This is a genomic window from Methanomicrobium sp., from assembly GCF_055145805.1.
Genome location: NZ_JBSREC010000020.1, coordinates 1 through 19,579, shown reverse-complemented (window position 1 = coordinate 19,579; position 19,579 = coordinate 1). Strand labels below are relative to the sequence as shown.

Sequence of the window (19,579 nt, the reverse complement as noted above, 5' to 3'; positions counted from 1 at the left end):
AGGACTTGTATATACAATTGGAATAGTTGGCGTAAATGAGATGGTTCAGCATCATACCGGGTCCCAGATTCATGAAAGCAGGGAAGCATTTGCGCTTGCAGTCCGGGCAATGACTGAGATGGAGATGTATGCAAAAGAGATCTCGGCAAAACATGATATGACAATTGCTCTTGCAAGGACACCTGCAGAAACTACAGGACAGCGTTTTAGTGTTGCAGACTTAATAGACTCCCGTTTCAGCAAATATACCCGGAAAGTAATAAAGGGCGACCTGGATACTGCAATGGAAAAATTAGGCACAACTTTTGATCTTCCGATATACTATACCAATGGTATTCATGTAACTCCCGGTGCTGATATTTCACTTACCAAAAGAATGGAGCTAGAGCATGTCTTCTTCCCGATTGTTGACGGGGGTAATATATTCCATATCTGGCTGGGAGAGGCCAGACCTGACCCGAGAGGGCTTATGGATATGGCTATGAATCTGTGTAAAAATACGCAGATTGGATACTTTGCATTTACAAGGGATCTTACTGTCTCCCTAAAGCAGTTCAGGGAATATAAAAATGAGAAATCAGGAGCGCAAACAGGGATTTCTCCTGTTGATCACGGAATAAGGGTCTGATACAATTTAAAGAAAAAAACCTTTTTTAAAATTATATTAATAAAACAATTTTTTATCACTTCTTTTAAGATTTAATACTAAAAAAGCCGGATTAGATTCACTGCCTTTTTTAAGAATTTTCTCTTTTTCTGAAAAACAAACTATATATAAATAAAAATAACCAAAAAGAAATTATGCAAAAACAGGATCTCATGTTCTTTGTTTCAGCAATTATTATTGTAATTGTGCTGGCACTTGTTGTCAAACCAATAATGAACGGAGAAACTGTACAGATTCTTCCTGAAACAAAATCGGATACAGTATCAAATATACCTATTCCACAGGGAGCACAGACAACACCTTATAGTCCAGTTATGTCCGGAACAACTGTTGCTCCTACTTCCACCCCTGCATGGGACGGGTCTGCAAAAACGGTTCAGTTTGTTGACCCTTCGACATATAATCTCCAGTGGCCTTCAGATGTGAGGGACTTTGGGTTTCGGATGCCTGGATATGAACAACCTGAAGATAACACTCTGGAAACTTATGCAACAATAGAAGGACGGTGGGATGCAACAACCCAGATAATAAACATTCCTTTTCCATACTGGGAGATAGAAGTAACCATTGAGAGTTTGGGTGATGTCGGGAGCACTGATTTTACAACCACTATAAACTATTCCCTTAGAATTGATCAATTAAAAGAGGAATATAATAGCGGGGCAATAACACTGCAACAGTATAATGAAAGGAAAAAAATATTAGAAGCGGCTGAAGCACAATCCGGAGGTGGTGGTTCTGCCGGTGGAGTTGAAGGTATAATGGGGAGCCAGGGAAGTAGCACAGGTGTGGATACTTCCAGTCAGTACTACGTAATTCCTTCAATAAATGTTCAGGTGATGGATGCAGATAAACCAAATGGCATTGTTTATATTCTGAATTCAAGAACACAGGGCCCTCTGCCAAAGGTGATAGACAAAGCTGAGGGTAGTTCAAGTGAGGATTTTTTTGCCGAACCTGAAGATGTTGAATCTGGTGGAGATAAAGAAACCACAGGAACAGGACCTTCAAGAGAGAATCTCAATGAATATCTCTGGAATCATGCATTCTATGAAGGAGCCGGAAATTATTATTTTATAATCAATCCTAATATGTTAAGCTCATATAAGATTGATATAAATGTGCCTAAAAAATATCTTATGTCTGATGTTTAAAAAAAATCCGAATTCAATTTAAGAGGACAAATTACCTTTTTGAATAAGTATCTGTAATATTAAGTAAGATCTGGAAATTAAAAAATCTACATTTTTCTGAAAATTTGCATTATTGCTTATTTATTCAAACTCTAAATTATTTTGTTAAACTGTAGTGCTGTTACGATATTTTGATATAAAGTAATTAAAATAATTAGTTATATCAGAGTTTACTATAATTTGATTGTAAATAGGCAGTGATTTTTGCACTTTCTAAAATAGGAATATAAAATACGGTACCGAAATTGTCAGATTCAATAACCGATTTAATTTCTTCTCTGGATTCTTCCGATAAAAAGGTAAGAAAAGAGTCGATAAAAAAACTCAAAGAGGCAGGCAAAGCCGGTTCAGTGCCACTTCTAAAGGCTTTAGGTGATAACAGTGAGCAGATGAGGGCAGGCGCTGCTGAAATACTTGGCACATACAGTGAAGATTCTATAGGCACTTTTCTCAATCTTTTGATATCCGGCAGTGAAAATGTTCGTGATGGTGCAGCAAGAACGATAGCTCATATGGCCAAAAACGGAATTTCTGTACTTGAACCACTTTCAGAACTTATTGAGAATAAAAAATATAAATCCAGAAAGGGGGCTGCACTTGTAATTGGGTATATTGGCAGAGTTGACAAAAATATGATTAATATGCTTGTATTTCTACTTCGTGATGAGAATATAGATGTCAGAAAACAGGCAGTGGAATCTCTTGATAAAATTAAATGGAATTCAACAAATCAGACTGAGCGTGCATATTATTTTCTTGTAAAAGAAGACTGGAATTCTCTTGGGAAATCAGGAAGTTCTTCAATACCTGCTCTTAGCTTTGGAATTGATATTTCTGATGGTAAGGTTAAAAAGAAAATTGCTTCAGTTCTTGCAAAAACAGATGATAAAAATTCAAAATCACTCTTAAGGCTTCTTTTAAGTGATAATGATAGTGGTGTCAGGCAGGCTGCAGTTGCTGCGATTGCTGATAAAAGAGAGGAATCCTTAATACCTCTTTTAGTAGGGAGTATGAGTGATTCCGACCCTGACGTCAGGGTAGAAGCGTCATGGTCGCTTGAAAAGACTAACTGGAGACCTAAAAACAATTATGAAAAGGCAAAATCACTGATGTTGCGTGGCAGTTATAAAGATGTTGAAAATATGGGTGAAACTGCAATACCCTGCCTTATTGAATTTCTGGGTGATGATTTTTTTGAAACAAGAGAAAGTGCATTTAAAATATTGTACTCCCTTGGCAAACCAGGTACAGATGCTGTCAAAAATGCATCAAAAAATAAAGATACAACTTTAAAAGCAGGTATTTCCGAAGCTTTGGATTATTTTAAAGAAGAAGACAAAAAAGCAGAGGAAAACAATTCTGGGGATTCTTTGAACAAATCAAAGCATTCGTTTGAATTAAATTCACCTGAATACTGGGAGGAAAAAATATTAGTGTCCGGTTTTGGAAATGAGGTGGCAATTAGATTATCAAAATCTCTTTCCAATGAAGATCCTATTATTCGTATTGTCGCTGTTGAAAATTTTCAAAAATATGGAAAAAAATCAACAGATATTCTTATCCTTCTGACAGAAGACAGCAATGAAAATGTAAGAATTGCAGCAATTGAGGCTCTTGGAGATTTGTATGCAAAGGATGCTATACCATGCCTTTTGAAAACATTTGAGGATGAATGCGGAAATGTAAGACGTGCATCAGCATATTCACTTGGAAAAATAAGGGACACAGCTACAATACCTGTTTTAATCAGGCATTTCTCAGATCCTGAAGAAAGTGTAAGATTGGAAAGTTCCCTGGCTGTTTCAAAAATGGGCAATCCTGCAATTCCTTTTATTGAAAATATGGCTTTTCATCCTAATGAACTTGTGAGAATTTCTTCTCTTACTGCACTTGGAGGGATTAGTGATCCTTATGGCATACCTCTTGCAACAAGATCTTTAAATGATCCTGATTTTGATGTAAGAACTGAAGCAATGGGAGCTCTTTTAAAAATGAGCAACTTTATGTTCAATTTTCTTATGGTGGAGATTCACAGAGTGAGTATTCAGGGGACAAAGATGGAAAAATTAGGAATGCTGAGTGTTCTCTCCAAAACCGGTGATATGAAGATAGTCCCGTATGTCAGGGAGTATCTGGGTGATAAGGATGAGGAAGTCAGGAGAAATGCACGCACAATTCTTGATATATTTACTGAAAGAGAAATTAAAAAAGAGAGGGGGAAGATAAGAGAGTACAGTCATGAAACTGCAAGTCTATTAAGAAGGAAGCTTTCTCTTGATGACCTGGATCGTCTTCTTGACAGAGTTTTAAACGCAAATGATACTGACGCACTTTCTGTCTTAAAAAAGAAACTAAATCAGGAAGAGATAGACGATCTTATAAGAAATTCCAGATCCACTAAGAAAAGCGACACCTCAAAACTTCTGGGCAAAAAACTCACACAGGAAGATATTGATGAACTTCTTCACCGGTCTGTTTACGTAGAGAACAAGAGGACTACCCAGCTTTTATGTAAGAAACTTTCTCAGGATGAAATAGATGATTTGATCAGTCGGGCAGGTACAGAAGAGGATGAAAAAACTGCGAAGGATATCAAAAAGCAGCTTACCCAGAATGAAATTGACAGTATTATCAAAAAAGAACTGGAACTTAAGAAAAAGATTGCAATGGAGGTCTCACGTCTTATTGTCGGGCTTAAGAGTGATGATGAATCATTAAGATCTGATTATTCTGATAAAATTGTAAAGATGGGAGAACCTGCCATAGAACCACTTATCAATACTATGAATAATGCAGATACAGAATTCCAGAATATAATTGCAGACATTCTAATCAGGACCGGCAAACCCGGAATAATGGGTATGATAAGGGTCTTAAACTATGGAAGGCCTGAGATAAAAATAATTATTGCAAAAAATATTGTCAAATGTAAGGATAAAGAAGCAAATGATGCTTTGCATGACAGAATTTACAGCGAAAAAGACTCTGATGTAAAGAAAGTGCTTATTGAGTCTTTCGGCGAACTTTCGGATAAAAGGATCTTTGATGCTATGATCCATTCAATAAAGGATAAAAATCCTCAGATTCGTGCGGCTGCAGTAAAAGTGCTTGGCAGAATTAAAGATGATAGAGCAATTGATCCTCTGATTTTGCTTTTTGACGATAATAATCAGGGTATACGTGAGATGGCTGTGTACGCACTAAAATCCTATGGTAAAAGTGTTAAAAATCCTCTTGTGATGGCTCTAAAGGGTGATAAAAAAGATTCATTCAAAGAAACGGCTGCAAAAACTCTTGAAAGTCTGAGACTTATTCCGAAAGAGAAAGAAGATCTGGTCTATTATTATATTGCAGGGAACAATTGGGATGAAGTAGTAAAAACAGGACCGATTGCAATTTCACCTTTATCTGAGGTTTTAAAGGATCCATATTCCGGTAAAAGAATGAAGGCCCTGGACTCTCTGATCGCAATAAATACAGAAAAATCGATTCCACCTCTTTCTTATATGCTCTTTGATATGGATGAGGAAATCTCAAAAAAATCACGTTCGGCAATTTTTAAAATGAGTGGGACTGCATTACCGCAATTAAAGTCGATTTCAGCAAATAATGATGACATTTCTCAAAAAGAATTGTTAAATGACCTTATATCTGAGATTGAAGAAACAGAAAGGATAAAATCCTGTATATCAGAAAGCAGATGGGAAGAACTTGAAAAAATGGGTTTATCTGCTGTTTTGTATCTGTCACAACTTCTTTCTGAAAAAGATCCTGAAATGCGGCTGAATGCAGTAAGAACAATTGGTAAAATCGGCGTTCCTGAATCTGTAAAATATCTTATAAGTGCACTTTTCGATACAGACAGAAAGGTTTCGGTTATCGCAAAGGCATATCTGATAAAATATGGGACTATTGCTCTGCCTGTCTTAAGTAAAACCAGAATAAACAGCAATGATACAAAAAGAAATTCTCTCCTTAAAAGTATTGAAAAGGAAATTGAACAGAATGAAAGAATAAAGAAATTAATTCTTTCTGAAAAATGGGATGCTTTAAAAAGAGAAGGATTACCTGCACTGAAGGCACTCGGGTTTTTAATGAAAAGCAAAAATCCTGAAAAGCGGCTAAATGCCATAACAGTTATTGTTCAAATGAATAAAGCAGAATCTATGCCCTATCTTGCAAAAGCCTTTTTTGATGTTGATATCAGAGTTTCAGATGCTGCAAAAAATGGCCTGTTAAATCAGGGCAAAAAAGCAATTCCAATATTGACGCACCTGGAGAAAATAACTGTGGAACCGGAGAAAAAGGATTCTGTTTGCGCATTAATTGAAGAAATAACCGATCAGATCAGTTTAGAATAATTTTTTATCAGAACAATGCCTGTTATAATTTATTTCTGTTCGTTTTTCAGAAAAAAGCTATTATTTTAGGCTTGTAAGATAATCTGATATAAAAATCCCGTTTTTTAGGAGATAAAATTAAATTAACCGTTTTACGGCTAAAAAAAATCTTGTATAGATTATTTAATTTAATCTTCAAGTTTTCTTTTGCCCATTGAGGCAATGTATGGAACTTCGGTTCCTGCTTCAAGTTTTGAAACAACTTCTTCTTTGAGAGTCTGCTCAAACATCTCAAAGTCCTTTGCATCCATAAACTGGACATTATTACCTGAGATAGAGATAACCTGTGCAGTTCTGCGTTCAACAATAGGTACATATGTTTTTGCGGATACGGGGTTGACTATTGAACGTTTTACTCCGTCAAAGATACCAACAACATCGATTCTGGACTTTGCTGCACCGTGTTTTCCAGGTTTTGATGTTGCAATACTCAGAATTTTGCATGGTTCGTCATCAACAACAACATATCGTCCTTCTTTTAATTTTCCAATTTCAGTCTGTTCTTTCATAATGATCAAACTCTACTATGTATATCACAATCAACTTAAATAAATTCAACGAAGAATCATGCAATATGCAGATGTGATAATTATGGAATTTTATAAATGCTGTGAAGATATTGCAAAGGAAGTGACTGAGGCCATCTCACCTCTTATAGGGACTAAAAAAGCTGCAGATATTATAAAACAGGGGGCTGACGGGACACCTACCAAAAGAATAGATCAGATTGCAGAGGAGATAGTAATAGGATATTTAAAGAGAGAAGGAGTCTGTAAAATCCTGATTAGTGAGGAAATAGGATTTGATGATATTGGCGGCAAATGCGGAACCATATATCTTGATCCTGTTGACGGCACGCATAATGCCATAACCGGGAATCCTTTTTATGCACTCTCTATTGCATATGCAGAGGAAGGAATTATTAAAAAGGCATATGTTCGTGATCTGGCCCATAACGAATCATTTTATGCTGTAAAAGGTAAAGGTGCGTATAACAGAGGTAAAATTGTCCGTGTTTCTGATACAGACCTTTTAGAGAAAAGTACAATCAGCGTCTACGGGAAAAAATTTGATCCGGAAACAATTATGAAAATTGGAGAGAAGATTCGCAGATGGAGACTGTATGGTGCATCTGCCCTTGAATTATGTTATGTCGGATGTGGTCGTCTGGATGGTTTTATTGATCTGAGGAATACTTTGAGGGTTACTGATGCTGCGGCAGGAATGCTTTTCTGTAAAGAAGCGGGAGGTACTGTAACAAACAAGAATGGTTATCCGATAAAATTTACAGATGATGTCAGTCAGGGGCAGTGCCTTGTTGCAACAAACGGACTGATTCATAAAAAAGTAATTGAATATCTGAGGTGATTAAAATAAAATTTGCACTGGTTGCACGACCTGATGATGAGACAGCCCTTTTTATTGCAAAAGATATACTGGCATTTCTGAAGGACAGAGGGCATGAGATCATCTGTGAAAATAAAACATCTTTAGCACTTGGGATTGGTGCAGGGACAAATTTCAGGGATCTCAATGGTGATGTTGCGGTTGTAATTGGCGGTGACGGTACTGTTCTTCATACTGTAAGACAACTTGATAAACAGATGCCAATTATCGGTATAAACCGGGGTCGCGTAGGATTTTTAACAGATCTTGAACCTGAAGAGGCCAGAGAATATCTCTTAAAAATAGAGGCAGGTAATTTTACAATAGAAAAGAGAATGCGTCTTCATCTCCTTGTGGATGGAGAATTTGTTGGTGAAGCGTTAAATGAAGCTGTAATAGTCACTTCGAGACCTGCAAAGATACTCCAGTTTACGATTAATATTGATTATATACCTGCTGAAAGATTCAGGGCTGATGGTGTTATAATAAGTACTCCCACAGGGTCGACAGGTTATGCTATGAGTGCAGGGGGACCTATTGTTGATCCCTGGACAGATGTTTTTTTAATTGTCCCGCTTGCTCCTTATTATCTTTCTTCCAGGCCGCATATTGTCAGCAGTGAACGAAGACTGAGGGTTGAGCTTGACAGTACAAAACCGGCAGATCTGGTTCTTGATGGTCAGCATATCCTGGAACTTTATAATGGCAATGTAGTTTCTGTTGAAAAATCGTCTGAACCGGCGCTTTTTATAAATGCCGGCAAAAATTTCTTTGCAAAAGTTGACAGCAAACTTAAAAATCTTTAATAAAAATCAAAATTTTCATTTTTATTCAGTCTGAATCTGTTGTAAAAGGCTTATCTCCTTTTAGTCCTAATTATTTTATCAGGTGTTTTTGGATATATGCAGGTATCTATGAAACTTGAGATAAAGGATTCTCCCGGTCATCTTGTAGCGGCACTAAAGCCGGTATCTGATGTTGGTGGCAATATCAAATCGGTAATACATGAAAGAGATCCGCTCTCGGAAAACAAGACTCTTGATGTTGAGGTTACACTAGAACTACCGGCAGGAAAACTTGATGAACTCAAGACTCTTCTTAAAAAAAGTGGTGTTTCAATACTTAGAATTGGTGAGGAGAGATTTTTAATCCGAAAATCGGTTATTCTAATCGGTCATCTGATGCATACGGATTTGAGTGATACCGTGGATAAAATAGACGCCACCGGTTTTGCGGAAGTCGGGGAACTTTCACTGATAATGCCGGCTGTAAATGAACCCACATCTGCAAAGATGACAATAAAATCAGACAGTCTGAAAGATATTAACCGTGCGATGGAGATTCTAAAAAATGTTTCAAAACAGAAAGGAATCTTAATTGTAGAACCTCTGGAGGGTATCTGATGAAGATAGCAATACTGGGTTTTGGTTCTGTTGGTAAAGGACTTGCCGGAATAATAAATGAAAAAGATCTTGGGATAATAATTACGGCAGTTGCAGATTCAAAGAGCGGGGTAATAGATAATAACGGACTTGATATCTGTAAAATATTTGAAAAAAAAGAAAAAACGGGCCTTTGTGGTGATAAGGAAATAACACCTGAAAAAATTCTGGAATCTGCAGATTATGATGTTCTTGTTGAAGTGACGCCAACAAATGCAGAAACCGGTCAGCCTGCATTAAATTACATGAAATACGCCCTTTCAAACGGGAAGAATGTTGTCACATCAAATAAGGGACCTGTTGCTCTTGAATACAGGAATCTGTTAAAGATTGCGGACGAGAACAGGTGCACTCTCAGATTTGAGGCTGCGGTGTGCGGGGCAATACCAATCATTCACGCACTTCAGTATGGTCTGGCCGGAAATAAGATAAAAAGAATAAATGGTGTTTTTAATGGCACATGCAATTATATTCTGACAAGGATGTCGGATGAGAAACTGACATACCAGCAGGCTCTTTTGGAGGCACGTGAACTTGGCTATGCCGAGGCTGATCCTACTTATGATATAAAAGGAATAGATGCCGCTATAAAACTTGTAATTCTTGCAAATACGATACTTGGTTTTAATAAAACTCTTGATGATGTTGATATTACCGGAATTGACAACATTCCCTCGGCTGCTCTCCAGCTTGCCAGCGAGGACGAAAAGACAATCCGTCTTATAGGCGAAATCGATGTGGAAACTGAAACACTTCGTGTTTCACCCAGAATTTTATCAAAAAACCATACTCTTGTTGTCCAGGACACTCTTAATGCAGTTACGGCTGAAACAGATCTTGCAGGAAATGTTACATTTATTGGAAAAGGCGCAGGTTCTGTTGAGACTGCAAGTGCAATAATCTCCGATCTGCTTTTCATAAGGGAGTGTCATGGCGGGCGTAATTGAGAAGAGAAGGGAATTTTTAGAACTGATGAGGGACTGTACCCTCAAAAAAGGCTTTTTTACTGTTCATGATATTGAAGAACAGACAAAAATTCCACGAAGTACAATTCAGGACTGGATTAACCGTCTTTCTGATGAGAAATGTGTTGTATTAAAGGAGGAGAAAAGAGGACGTTCTCCTGCAAAGTACATTACAAAAAGCGCAATGCTTCAGACGGCATGCAAAAAAATTTTTACAACTGTTGATGGAGAGAATGTCGCAGTGTTCCATGAGTGCAGAAGCGGCGGATGCGCAGCATTCTGTCGCCATCATCATTCACTTGCCGGAGGTGTGATTAAAAAAGCACAGCGTGAAGGAACACTTCTCATTGAATATGCCTCTCTTGGTTGCAAAACCAGTGATTCAGATTACAAAATTGGGCTTTACCCGTCATCCGCGGTTGGTGTGGTGGGCATAAAGCAGAAAGACGATTTTATCATCCAGAAGATCAGGTGTATCGGGGGACCTGCATATTCACTTACTGATATGATGAAAATGGCAGAGGGTGTCTGTGATATTAAACTGGATGTTTTTGGTTCTCTTGTTGAAGGCGAGGTCTATACAAGAGCTATGTCACATCTGATTATTGGCATAGACGATACAGATACAAAAGAGGGCGGGGCAACCTTTGCGCTTGCACTCGGTCTTTTGCAATATCTGGGCAAGCTTAAAGATGTAATACCAATATCTCACAGAGTTGTTATGCTAAATCCAAAATTAGCTGACTGTACAGCAGGGAATTCATGCAGTTTTATAGAACTTGCTGTTCTGCCGGCAGAGGTTGATCAGATAAAAAATATTGCCGCCCGGTTTGTGGAGGATGAATCACTCTCTGAAAACTGGGGTATTGCCATTAAATCCGGATTTATGGTATCAAAAAATCTTAGAAATTATGGGGAGTCGGCAAGAGAATCCATATTGTCAGAGAAAGATGCGAGGGATATTGCACTTGAGGAAAACATCTTTTTAATGGGCAGAAGAGGAATTATCGGCGCAGTTGCGGCTGTATCCTTTAGGGGACTTGACAATGAAGTTCTTTTAGATCCAATGAAGAATTAGTTCAGTATTTTTAAAAAAACGGGCGGATAAATAGTGAAAAGATAATTTTTTTAAAAACAAAATCTATTCTTTAATAAGTCACAATTACTTTTTGAAGATGAGTAGCTCAAAAGAGATTCTGAAAGTTTCTGCCCCGGTGTTTGATGTATTTAATGTCCATTTTAACCGGATATATGAGCCTACAATGCATATTATCTTTGAATTAAATGGCAGAATTGATGAAAAGTGCCTGAAAAGTGCAACAATAAAAGCAATTGTTTCTAATCCGTATCTTTCATCGCGTTATAATGAAACAGAAGATGTCGCTTTTTGGGAAAGTATGTCTGAGAATAGTTATGATGGAGCATTTTATATTTTAGAGATATCCGGATCAAATGAAATAATTTTTTCAAATCCTCCTCCTGCACTGGATGTTTACAAAGGGCCTCAGGTACGGGTAGGAATATACCGGTGCGTAGATGATGATACGGTGGTTGTTACCTGCCACCATGGTTTTACTGATGCACGCGGTTTAAGTGATCTTGCAGCTGAAATATTTGGCATATACCGGAATTTGCAGGACAATCCTGATTATGAGCCTGAGTCAAAAGGCTGGTACTACAGGGGCACAAAAGATATTCTGGATAAGTTTCCAGCATCCGAAATAGGAGATATTCTGGATAATGAAGAGCCTTTTATTGACAGATGGTCATTTCCGTTTGTTAGTTGTGGACGTGGAATTCCCCGTATTGCTGCCAGAAAATTTCTTCCTGAAAGATTAAAGAGAATTAAGGAATTTGGAAGGGAATATGGTGCTACTGTAAATGATGTTATAATTGGCGCCTTTTTTCTGGCGCTTTTAAAAATTAATTCCTGCAAATCAAATGAAAGTTCAAAAAAATCCATTTTAACTTCAGCTGATATCAGAAGATATTATGGCAGGGAAAACGATATCCATCCGCAAAATTTGTCCATTGCTTATGAAGTGTCTTTGAAAGCGGATAAAAATTCAGAATTAAAGGATATAATTGATCAAATAACAAAAATCACGAGGGAGAAAAAATCAGGAAAACTGGGTCTTGGCTGTATAGCTTTTTATGAGAAAATTTTTGCCGGTGGTATCAATAAAGTTCTGGATTTTTACAGTGATATGATGGCCGGATATCAGAAAACCAGTTTTAAAAATCCTGTTTTTTCAAATATAGGAATAATAAATCCTGAATGTTTCCTGCCACTTAAAGACGCTGATGAAAAAAGCCTTGATATTAAATATGCAGTTTTTCTTCCTACAATCTGCTGGCCGCCTGGATTTTTGATGACTGTCTCAACATTCAAAGACTCCATTACAATTCTTTCAGGTTATGAAGAAGGGCCGTATTCCAAAGATACTGTTGAAACATTTCTGAAATATGTTGATAATTATCTTCCATGAAAGAAGGATATTACATATTTAATACCGCGAAAAGTTAAAATTTATAACAATGATTGAAAAGGACCCGATAAAAATATACATATCACAACTTTATGATAGTGATAAACAAACAAGGGCAAAAGCGGCAAAATCCCTTGTAAATTTAGGCAAGACTGCGGTCCTGCCTTTAATTGGAATCCTTGATGACCCTGACTGGATAGTGAGATACAGGGCAGTGGAAGCACTGGGACTCATAAAAGACGAAAGAGCAATAAATTCCCTTACCCGGATGCTAAAAGATCCAAAAGACCATGTCCGCTATATGGCGGCAAAGGACATGGGTATTTTTGGCAATAAAGAACTTTCGATGTCATTAATACCTCTTTTAAGAGATGAGAATGAGTACGTGCGCAGGATTACAGCACATTCTCTTGGCATTCTTGGAGGTACAACAGCTTATGGCGCAATTTTAAAAGCCATTGAATCTGAGGAAGATATTCGGGCCAGAGAAGCTATGAAAGAAGCTATAATAAAAATTAATAAGGATAAAGAGATTTGATTAAAAATTATAACTAAAAAAATGAATACTATATATAAAATTGAAATAAACATTTTCAAATTTTTTTTATTAACTAATGTAGTGAAACAGAAATTCAAAAAAATAAATAATTATATTTCCAGAACTTTTTTTATTTCGTTCATTCCTGTATATGCGGTTGAATCGAGTGTTAACGGGGTTATGGATATATTTCCTTTTGATATTGAATGAACATCAGTACCTTCCCGGGCATCATCGTAAAGAGGGCCGTTAATCCAGAAATAAGGTCTTCCGCGTGGATCAAGTCTTTTTTCAACTCCTGTTTCAAAGAGTTTTCTTGCGAGATGGGTAATCTCATATTTCCCTGTAAAATTTTTTGGAATATTTACATTAATTACATCACTGTTTGCAGGAAAACCGTTTTTCAGAATTTTTTTAATTATGTAAGTTATTGCTTTTTTTGACTCTTTGAAGTCAAGACGTGAATATTTGGGATCATCAAATTTTTCTCCCTGATCTTCTACCTGAAGTGAAAAGGCAACCGAAGGGATATCATGGTTAGCCGCTTCGAGTGCCGCACCTATTGTTCCTGAGGTCATTACAGATTCAAAAGACAGATTTTCACCGATGTTGATTCCTGATACAACCAGATCCGGTTTTAAATTAAGGGCAAAAAGACCAATAATTACAGAATCTGTTGGCTTGCCCCCGACAGAATATGCTTCCTTTCCGTTTATTAGTATTTTATTCGCCCGTATCGGCTCAAATATTGAGATCGATCTGCCGACAGCACTCTGCTGTGTTGATGGTGCAACTACAGTAACTTCAGCAAATTCTGTCAGTGCCTCATACGTAGCCCACAGACCTTCTGATGTTACCCCGTCATCATTTGTCAATAGTATTTTTGGTCTCATAGATCTCCTCTTTCATTTTATCACATGTTTTAATAAATAAAAAGCCTTATTAATTCCACGGCCACTTTGACTTAATTTTTCTGATATATTTTAGGCAGGTATAATAGTATTTGCTTATATACAGAAAACTATCTTGTGTGATATCCATGTCAGGTAAAAATATCAGACTTGCAGGTTTTGCTGTTTTTATTATAACATTGTTATTAATGGCAGTGCCTGTAGTTTCGGCATCAGTTGTGTATTATTCTCAGGAACAACCTGTGATCTCTCCGGAAGGGTTAAAAATAAGCAGTTATAGTATCTCGGGAGATTTGCCTGAGTTATTTACAGGTGATGATGTAACTGCTGCATATATGCTTCAATATGAGCCAACAGAATATAATCAGATTGTAATAGATCAGCCAGGGGGGCTTTTCTTTGATCTTACGGATCCGCAGGGTTACACTGTAAGGCTTGGTCAGAATTATATTGGAAAAACTATCTATCCCGGAGATTACGTCAGTGTTAAGGAAACATTTTCACTTGATAAACCAGGTGTCTGGAAGATATCTCCTGCATACACTATCATAACCGGAAATAGAATGAAAAAGCATTCAAATCCAAAAAACTGGCAGGTCGTGGAGATAAATATTCTTGGAAGGGAGGATCCCAAGCCTGATTTAATTATAGAAGATCTCAAGGCAGATTTTGATACTGAAAAAAGCGTTATCTCAAGAATTTCATATACAATAAAAAATATGGGTGACGGGGATTCAGATCCGAGTATAACTGCACTTTTTGCAGATGGTAATAAAGTGGATATTGTGAGTAATGTTGGATATCTGCCGTCAGGAGAGAGTATCACTATCTTTGAACCTGTCCAGATAACATATTCAGGAAGTACATCCTTTATTGAAGCCCAGGCAGACTATGACAAAAGGATAAATGAATCAGACTATGAAAACAACCATTATGAAGTCATTATTGAGAATCCCGGTTTCGAGGAGTTTTTTGAATCAGAAGATGTCTCCGTTATAAAAGTTGATTCCGAATCTAAAACTTCACAGACTGTCATTACAGAGTCTGATAAATGTCCTGCTCAGGTACAGGGTTGCTCAGATATTTGTTTCATCTGTGGTGTGGTAGGTCTGCTATCAATTCTTCTTTCTGTGTTAAGTTTTGCTCTTGGATATTTTTACGGCTTAAATAAAAATTGTGAACGCCAGGCCAGCTGGATGAGATCAAAAATTGATTTCTTTAGATCTGATAAAGGTGAATGTATAAAAGCAGGGGATTCAAAAAATAAAGATATTAATGAAGAAATGGAAGAAAAATTTGAAAAAGCAATAGATAATATGAAAATTAATAAAAAGACAAAATAATCTTTTTAAAAACAGATATTACTACAATCGTTATCCTCATCTGTTTTCAGATTCAAACTTATTACTAATGAAGGCGCTTATAGCCGAATATACAGTGTTTAACGATCCCAAACTCGCACCGGAGGGTGCAGCTATGCTCAAAGTATTAAGGGAAAGCTTTGAGTGCTGTGGGTATGAAGTTCTTTCACCTGAAAGAGGGGACTTTGTAGAGGAGTTGAAGCGAATTGCACCTGAGTGTGATTTTGGTCTTGTAATTGCACCTGATGATATTCTCGGCAGATTTACCAAAATTGTTGAGGACAATACCCGAAATATTGGGTGTGGGAGCCTCAATATTGCATTGTGCTCCAATAAGCGTCATACCGGTGCAATACTATCCTCAAATGGTATTTCTGTACCTGAAGAGATATCGGAGGGTCTGAAATTAATAAAAAAAATCAATGGTGTAGATGGTCAGAACATGCGTCTTTCAAAAGATGCCCCAAATGACGGCGAATTTGGGCAGGAGTTTATCGAAGGGGAAAATGTCAGCGTAAGTCTTGTAGGAAGTCGTGTTACAGGAGATGTTTGTCTTTCATATAGTGGAAAAAGGCCTCTTGTTCTTTCTGTTAACAGACAATATATTGAAATGAAAGAAAACAGGTTTTTTTATAAAGGAGGAGAAACTCCTGTTTCACATCCAAGAATGGATGAGATAATAAAAACGGCTTTAAAATGCATGGATGTACTGGGATGCCAGGGATATATTGGAATTGATATGATTGTTTCAGACAGGATATATGTTGTTGACGTGAATCCGCGTCCCACAACAAGTCTTGTTGGTATATGTGCAATAATGGAAGAGGAAATTGCAGATATCTTAGTGGAATCCTCAAAAGGTAATATTCCTGAATCAGTGCATCTGAAAGGAAGGGTTTCTTTTGATACTAAAGGTGTGGTGACCAAGATTGACTGAGATTATTGGTATTGACATTGGCGGGGCAAATCTGAAAATCTTTGATAACAATTCTGTAAAAATTCATTATTGTCCAATGTGGGATAATGCTCCTCTTACAAAACTCCTTGAGCCTTATTCTGATAAGAAAGCGGCAGTTGTTATGAGTGGTGAACTTGCCGATGGTTTTGCAGGTAAGGACGAAGGAATAAAATTTATCTGTGATTCAGTAAAAAAAGCTATTCCTGATTCTTTATTTTACGGTATGGACGGGGAATTCCATGATAAACCTTCTCACCTTCTTGCAGCAGCAAACTGGCTTGCATCAGCAGATTGTCTGCGTAATAAATATGAGAACACTGTCCTTGTGGATTTTGGAAGCACTACAACCGACATAATCCCTTTGAATGCATTTGAGTCCTTAAAGGGTATGACAGATCTTGATCGCCTCAGAAAGGGATATCTGGTGTATACCGGCACTTTGAGGAGCACAATCCCCTCTCTTTTAAGAAAAGTCTGTGTTAACGGTTATGATACGCTTGTAAGCAGTGAATATTTCGCCCAGAGTGCTGATGCAAATCTTGTTCTCGGAAAAATAAAAGAAGAGGACTATACGACACCAACACCGGATGGTGCGGAAGCCTCATATAAGGCATCTCTTCAGAGGCTTTCAAGAGTTGTCTGTTCAGATCTTGAAGAGATTGGTGAAAAGGGAGCACTTGAAATTGCAGATGCATTTTTCAAAGAGCAGAAAGATTTGATAATGGAGCAGGTGACGAGGGCAATGTATGATACATATTCTGAGAATATTATTGCGGCGGGAATTGGATCACATATAACATCAGAGATCTTTGGATGCACTGATCTCTCTTCGGATAAAGAGATTTTTTCAGATGCCCTGCCTGCGTATGCTGTATGTAAGTTGGCAAAACGAAAAGGTATATTCTAAGTTTCATTTTTTCAGTGGGTTATTCTGCAATAACCTGATCTTTTTCATTAGAAAATTTTTATTTTTTCGGCTAAAATTAGTAAAATTATAGATTTCGCCTTTTTTGCATCATCTGAACAATCATTGCATCCATTCCGGAATTTTCATCATTACGAATATTCTCTGATATATTTAGCAGAGATAAAGGAAACACGATCCCGTTAAAAGTGACAGATGGAATATTATCGGAATTTATTGAGGTAAAGTTTCTGATTGTCGAAGGACTGACAAGTATATTCATTTTTTTTAGGATTTTTGATATATGATTTGCGGGATGGATTTTAAGATTTAAAATACAAAAATCAACTATCGGAGCACCCATTCTGATGTTGTCATAAAAAGGTGAATCGGCATATACGAGTTTTTTGCATCCTGTGCACCTGTATCGTTTTACATTTACAATGATATTTTTTCGCAGTTTATTCTCAATTATTGCTGCAAATTTTTTCCTTTTTGTATCATGCCCTTTTAATTCTCCTTCGCAGTAAGGACATTCTTCTGCCTTATCATAAAGAAATCCGTCCAGATTAAATATGCCATTCATTACAATGTCAGCAATCATGGGAGGTATTGCAACTTTTTTCATCTTTAAATTATGAATTTATACTCATACGTTATTAATTCCACCGTTGTTGCGCACATTTAGGGTTGCCAAACATTGTTTTTATATATTACAAATATCCAATATTTCTCTGTTAGAGGTATAGTTATGGAATTCAAATATGTACCAACAGTCTGCCCATTTTGTGGGACAGGATGTTCATTCAACCTCGTAGTCGTAGACGGCAAAGTAGTTGGAACTGCACCGTTCCAGCGCTCACCTGTCTGTGATGGCAAGACCTGTCAGAAAGGTCATTATGCATACGAACTTGTGAACAGTGATGCAAGAATCAAAACCCCTATGGTGAAAAAGGGTGACGTTCTTGCAGAAGCAACATGGGAAGAAGCACTTGGAGCAATTGCAGGCAAATGCGCAGGATTCAGTCCTGAACAGGTTGCGGTAATTGCATCTGCAAATGCAACAAACGAAGACATCTACACACTCAAAAAGCTTGCAACCGAAGTTTTCAAGACAGAGAACTTCACAAGTGCAGCAGCAGTGGGAATTGATGCATCAGCAGGAACAATTGCCGATATTGCAAAGGCAGACTGCATTGTTGCAGTAGGTAACATTGTGGAGTCACACCCGCTTATTGCACGCAGAATTGCAAATGCAAAAGACAAGGGTGCAAAAGTAATCACAATTGATACCTATGCAAGTCCGATGGCCAAAATGGCAACAGAATTTGTCAAAGCAGCACCCGGAGCGGAGATTGCAGCAATAAAAGAAGCAGCATCTCTTGTAGAAGGTAAAAATACAGTAGTTCTTTTTGGTATCGGAATGAACACCTCCGAAGCAGCAGTTGCAAAGGCAGCAAAGGAACTTGCTGACGAGAAGGGAGCAGTATTCTGTGCACTTCCTGCACAGGCAAACGGTCGTGGCGCACTAAATCTTGGTGCAGACAAGTCATATGATGCAATCATTGCAAACGATGCAATAAAAGCATACTATGTAATGGGCGAAGATCTCGGACCTCTTGATGCAGACTTTGTAGTTGTTCAGGATTCATTCCTTACAGGAACCGCAAAGGCAGCAGATGTAGTCCTTCCTGCAGCAGTATTTGCAGAAGTTGACGGAACACTCACAAATGCAGAACGCCGCATTCAGCTTGTCCGCAAGGCACAGGAACCCGGAGATGGCATAAAAGCAAACTGGCAGATTGTAGCTGATGTTGCAGCAAAACTTGGTGCAAACTTCGGATACGAATCAGCAGAAGCAATATTCAAAGAGATCTATCCTGAACTTTCCTTTGAGGCAATATCAACGGATGGATTTATGCTTGATGCAAAGGCAGCATTTATTGCTGATGCAGAGGCACCTGCAGCAGTTTCAGTTTCTGAAGAATATCCGCTTGCACTTATAACCGGTGCAACAATCTGGCATGGATTCGGTTCTTCAGGCACACTCTCCGAGAACTGCAAATCATTAGTCCGTGAAGTTCCGGGAATATTTGTAAAAATCTGCAAGGAAGATGCAAAGGAGTACAAACTTCTTGCAGGCGATTCAGTTAAAATTACAACAGAAAAAGGCTCTGTCACAGCACCAATTATGATAACCAATGATTTAGATAAGGGAACAATCTTTGTTCCGTCAATGTGCATTGGAGAAGAATGTGTCTGTATGCTGACAGGCGGAGAAAGGGCATTAGCTGCAAAAATTGAGAAGGAGGCCTGAATATGGTAGCAAAAGGAGATATGCTCTGGGCATGGGCAAAAGATGAAG

Annotated in this window: 17 protein-coding genes; 14 read left to right on the top strand and 3 right to left on the bottom strand. The window is 37.7% G+C overall.

The annotated features are described in order from the left end of the window. The 3 genes from nrdD to ACTB1O_RS01355 all read left to right on the top strand — a co-directional run. On the top strand, nt 1-628 hold a 628-nt coding region (gene nrdD, locus ACTB1O_RS01365), incomplete at its 5' end, for an anaerobic ribonucleoside-triphosphate reductase (protein WP_462993349.1). Between the two features lie 173 nt (nt 629-801). Further along, nucleotides 802-1,821: a hypothetical protein gene (locus tag ACTB1O_RS01360; protein ID WP_462993348.1), complete on the top strand. Its 1,020-nt coding sequence runs from the start codon at nt 802-804 to the stop codon at nt 1,819-1,821. A gap of 284 nt (nt 1,822-2,105) precedes the next feature. Further along, on the top strand, nt 2,106-6,221 hold the full coding sequence (locus ACTB1O_RS01355) for a HEAT repeat domain-containing protein (RefSeq protein WP_462993347.1): 4,116 nt from the start codon (nt 2,106-2,108) through the stop codon (nt 6,219-6,221). A 167-nt stretch (nt 6,222-6,388) separates the two neighbouring features. Here the strand turns inward: ACTB1O_RS01355 and ACTB1O_RS01350 are convergent, their stop codons facing one another. Further along, nucleotides 6,389-6,769, bottom strand: a complete 381-nt coding sequence (locus tag ACTB1O_RS01350) for a translation initiation factor IF-5A (protein WP_462993346.1) — start codon at nt 6,767-6,769, stop codon at nt 6,389-6,391. An 82-nt stretch (nt 6,770-6,851) separates the two neighbouring features. Between ACTB1O_RS01350 and ACTB1O_RS01345 the strand changes: the two genes are divergently transcribed. The 7 genes from ACTB1O_RS01345 to ACTB1O_RS01315 all read left to right on the top strand — a co-directional run bounded on the left by ACTB1O_RS01345 (nt 6,852) and on the right by ACTB1O_RS01315 (nt 13,080). After that, a complete protein-coding gene (locus tag ACTB1O_RS01345) occupies nt 6,852-7,628 on the top strand; it encodes a bifunctional fructose-bisphosphatase/inositol-phosphate phosphatase (RefSeq protein ID WP_462993345.1) in 777 nt (258 codons plus the stop codon). Further along, a complete protein-coding gene (locus tag ACTB1O_RS01340) occupies nt 7,625-8,452 on the top strand; it encodes an NAD(+)/NADH kinase (protein ID WP_462993344.1) in 828 nt (275 codons plus the stop codon). Before ACTB1O_RS01345 ends, ACTB1O_RS01340 begins: the two co-directional genes overlap by 4 nt. Before the next feature lie 108 nt (nt 8,453-8,560). Continuing rightward, a complete protein-coding gene (locus tag ACTB1O_RS01335; protein ID WP_462993350.1) occupies nt 8,561-9,049 on the top strand; it encodes an amino acid-binding protein in 489 nt (162 codons plus the stop codon). Continuing rightward, nucleotides 9,049-10,035, top strand: a complete 987-nt coding sequence (locus ACTB1O_RS01330) for a homoserine dehydrogenase (protein WP_462993343.1) — start codon at nt 9,049-9,051, stop codon at nt 10,033-10,035. The genes ACTB1O_RS01335 and ACTB1O_RS01330 overlap by 1 nt, the downstream gene beginning before the upstream one ends. Continuing rightward, the gene (locus ACTB1O_RS01325) at nt 10,019-11,131 is read left to right on the top strand and encodes a sugar-specific transcriptional regulator TrmB (protein ID WP_462993342.1); all 1,113 of its coding nucleotides are present in this window, start codon (nt 10,019-10,021) and stop codon (nt 11,129-11,131) included. The genes ACTB1O_RS01330 and ACTB1O_RS01325 overlap by 17 nt, the downstream gene beginning before the upstream one ends. A gap of 97 nt (nt 11,132-11,228) precedes the next feature. Next, complete coding sequence (locus tag ACTB1O_RS01320; protein ID WP_462993341.1) at nt 11,229-12,542, top strand: condensation protein; 1,314 nt, start codon at nt 11,229-11,231, stop codon at nt 12,540-12,542. A gap of 49 nt (nt 12,543-12,591) precedes the next feature. Further along, a complete protein-coding gene (locus ACTB1O_RS01315) occupies nt 12,592-13,080 on the top strand; it encodes a HEAT repeat domain-containing protein (protein ID WP_462993340.1) in 489 nt (162 codons plus the stop codon). Between the two features lie 110 nt (nt 13,081-13,190). Here ACTB1O_RS01315 and surE read toward each other — a convergent pair whose 3' ends face one another. Next, nucleotides 13,191-13,973: a 5'/3'-nucleotidase SurE gene (gene surE / locus ACTB1O_RS01310; protein ID WP_462993339.1), complete on the bottom strand. Its 783-nt coding sequence runs from the start codon at nt 13,971-13,973 to the stop codon at nt 13,191-13,193. Between the two features lie 146 nt (nt 13,974-14,119). Here surE and ACTB1O_RS01305 point away from each other — a divergent pair, with 146 nt between their 5' ends. From ACTB1O_RS01305 to ACTB1O_RS01295, 3 genes are all read left to right on the top strand, one after another. Continuing rightward, nucleotides 14,120-15,334 (top strand): CARDB domain-containing protein, encoded by a 1,215-nt coding sequence (locus tag ACTB1O_RS01305; RefSeq protein ID WP_462993338.1) that lies wholly within the window; start codon nt 14,120-14,122, stop codon nt 15,332-15,334. Nucleotides 15,335-15,401: 67 nt separating this feature from the next. Further along, a complete protein-coding gene (locus ACTB1O_RS01300; protein ID WP_462993337.1) occupies nt 15,402-16,289 on the top strand; it encodes an ATP-grasp domain-containing protein in 888 nt (295 codons plus the stop codon). Then, nucleotides 16,282-17,217: a hydantoinase/oxoprolinase family protein gene (locus ACTB1O_RS01295; RefSeq protein WP_462993336.1), complete on the top strand. Its 936-nt coding sequence runs from the start codon at nt 16,282-16,284 to the stop codon at nt 17,215-17,217. Before ACTB1O_RS01300 ends, ACTB1O_RS01295 begins: the two co-directional genes overlap by 8 nt. 85 nt (nt 17,218-17,302) lie before the next feature. On the opposite strand, the gene ACTB1O_RS01290 is transcribed toward ACTB1O_RS01295, so the two are convergent. Continuing rightward, a complete protein-coding gene (locus tag ACTB1O_RS01290; RefSeq protein ID WP_462993335.1) occupies nt 17,303-17,842 on the bottom strand; it encodes a hypothetical protein in 540 nt (179 codons plus the stop codon). 123 nt (nt 17,843-17,965) lie between these two features. Here ACTB1O_RS01290 and ACTB1O_RS01285 point away from each other — a divergent pair, with 123 nt between their 5' ends. After that, nucleotides 17,966-19,531 carry a molybdopterin oxidoreductase family protein gene (locus tag ACTB1O_RS01285; RefSeq protein WP_462993334.1) on the top strand — a complete coding sequence of 522 codons (1,566 nt, stop codon included), beginning with the start codon at nt 17,966-17,968 and terminating at the stop codon, nt 19,529-19,531. The last annotated feature ends 48 nt before the right edge of the window (nt 19,532-19,579 follow it).

Bases quoted from the DNA above. Each gene is read 5' to 3' on its own strand.
- ACTB1O_RS01360 (WP_462993348.1), top strand. From the start codon at position 802: ATGCAAAAACAGGATCTCATGTTCTTTGTTTCAGCAATTATTATTGTA.
- ACTB1O_RS01335 (WP_462993350.1), top strand. From the start codon at position 8,561: ATGAAACTTGAGATAAAGGATTCTCCCGGTCATCTTGTAGCGGCACTA.
- ACTB1O_RS01315 (WP_462993340.1), top strand. From the start codon at position 12,592: ATGATTGAAAAGGACCCGATAAAAATATACATATCACAACTTTATGAT.
- ACTB1O_RS01330 (WP_462993343.1), top strand. From the start codon at position 9,049: ATGAAGATAGCAATACTGGGTTTTGGTTCTGTTGGTAAAGGACTTGCC.
- ACTB1O_RS01350 (WP_462993346.1), bottom strand. From the start codon at position 6,769: ATGAAAGAACAGACTGAAATTGGAAAATTAAAAGAAGGACGATATGTT.
- ACTB1O_RS01320 (WP_462993341.1), top strand. From the start codon at position 11,229: ATGAGTAGCTCAAAAGAGATTCTGAAAGTTTCTGCCCCGGTGTTTGAT.
- ACTB1O_RS01290 (WP_462993335.1), bottom strand. From the start codon at position 17,842: ATGAAAAAAGTTGCAATACCTCCCATGATTGCTGACATTGTAATGAAT.
- ACTB1O_RS01285 (WP_462993334.1), top strand. From the start codon at position 17,966: ATGGAATTCAAATATGTACCAACAGTCTGCCCATTTTGTGGGACAGGA.
- ACTB1O_RS01345 (WP_462993345.1), top strand. From the start codon at position 6,852: ATGGAATTTTATAAATGCTGTGAAGATATTGCAAAGGAAGTGACTGAG.
- ACTB1O_RS01305 (WP_462993338.1), top strand. From the start codon at position 14,120: ATGTCAGGTAAAAATATCAGACTTGCAGGTTTTGCTGTTTTTATTATA.
- ACTB1O_RS01325 (WP_462993342.1), top strand. From the start codon at position 10,019: ATGGCGGGCGTAATTGAGAAGAGAAGGGAATTTTTAGAACTGATGAGG.
- ACTB1O_RS01300 (WP_462993337.1), top strand. From the start codon at position 15,402: ATGAAGGCGCTTATAGCCGAATATACAGTGTTTAACGATCCCAAACTC.
- surE (WP_462993339.1), bottom strand. From the start codon at position 13,973: ATGAGACCAAAAATACTATTGACAAATGATGACGGGGTAACATCAGAA.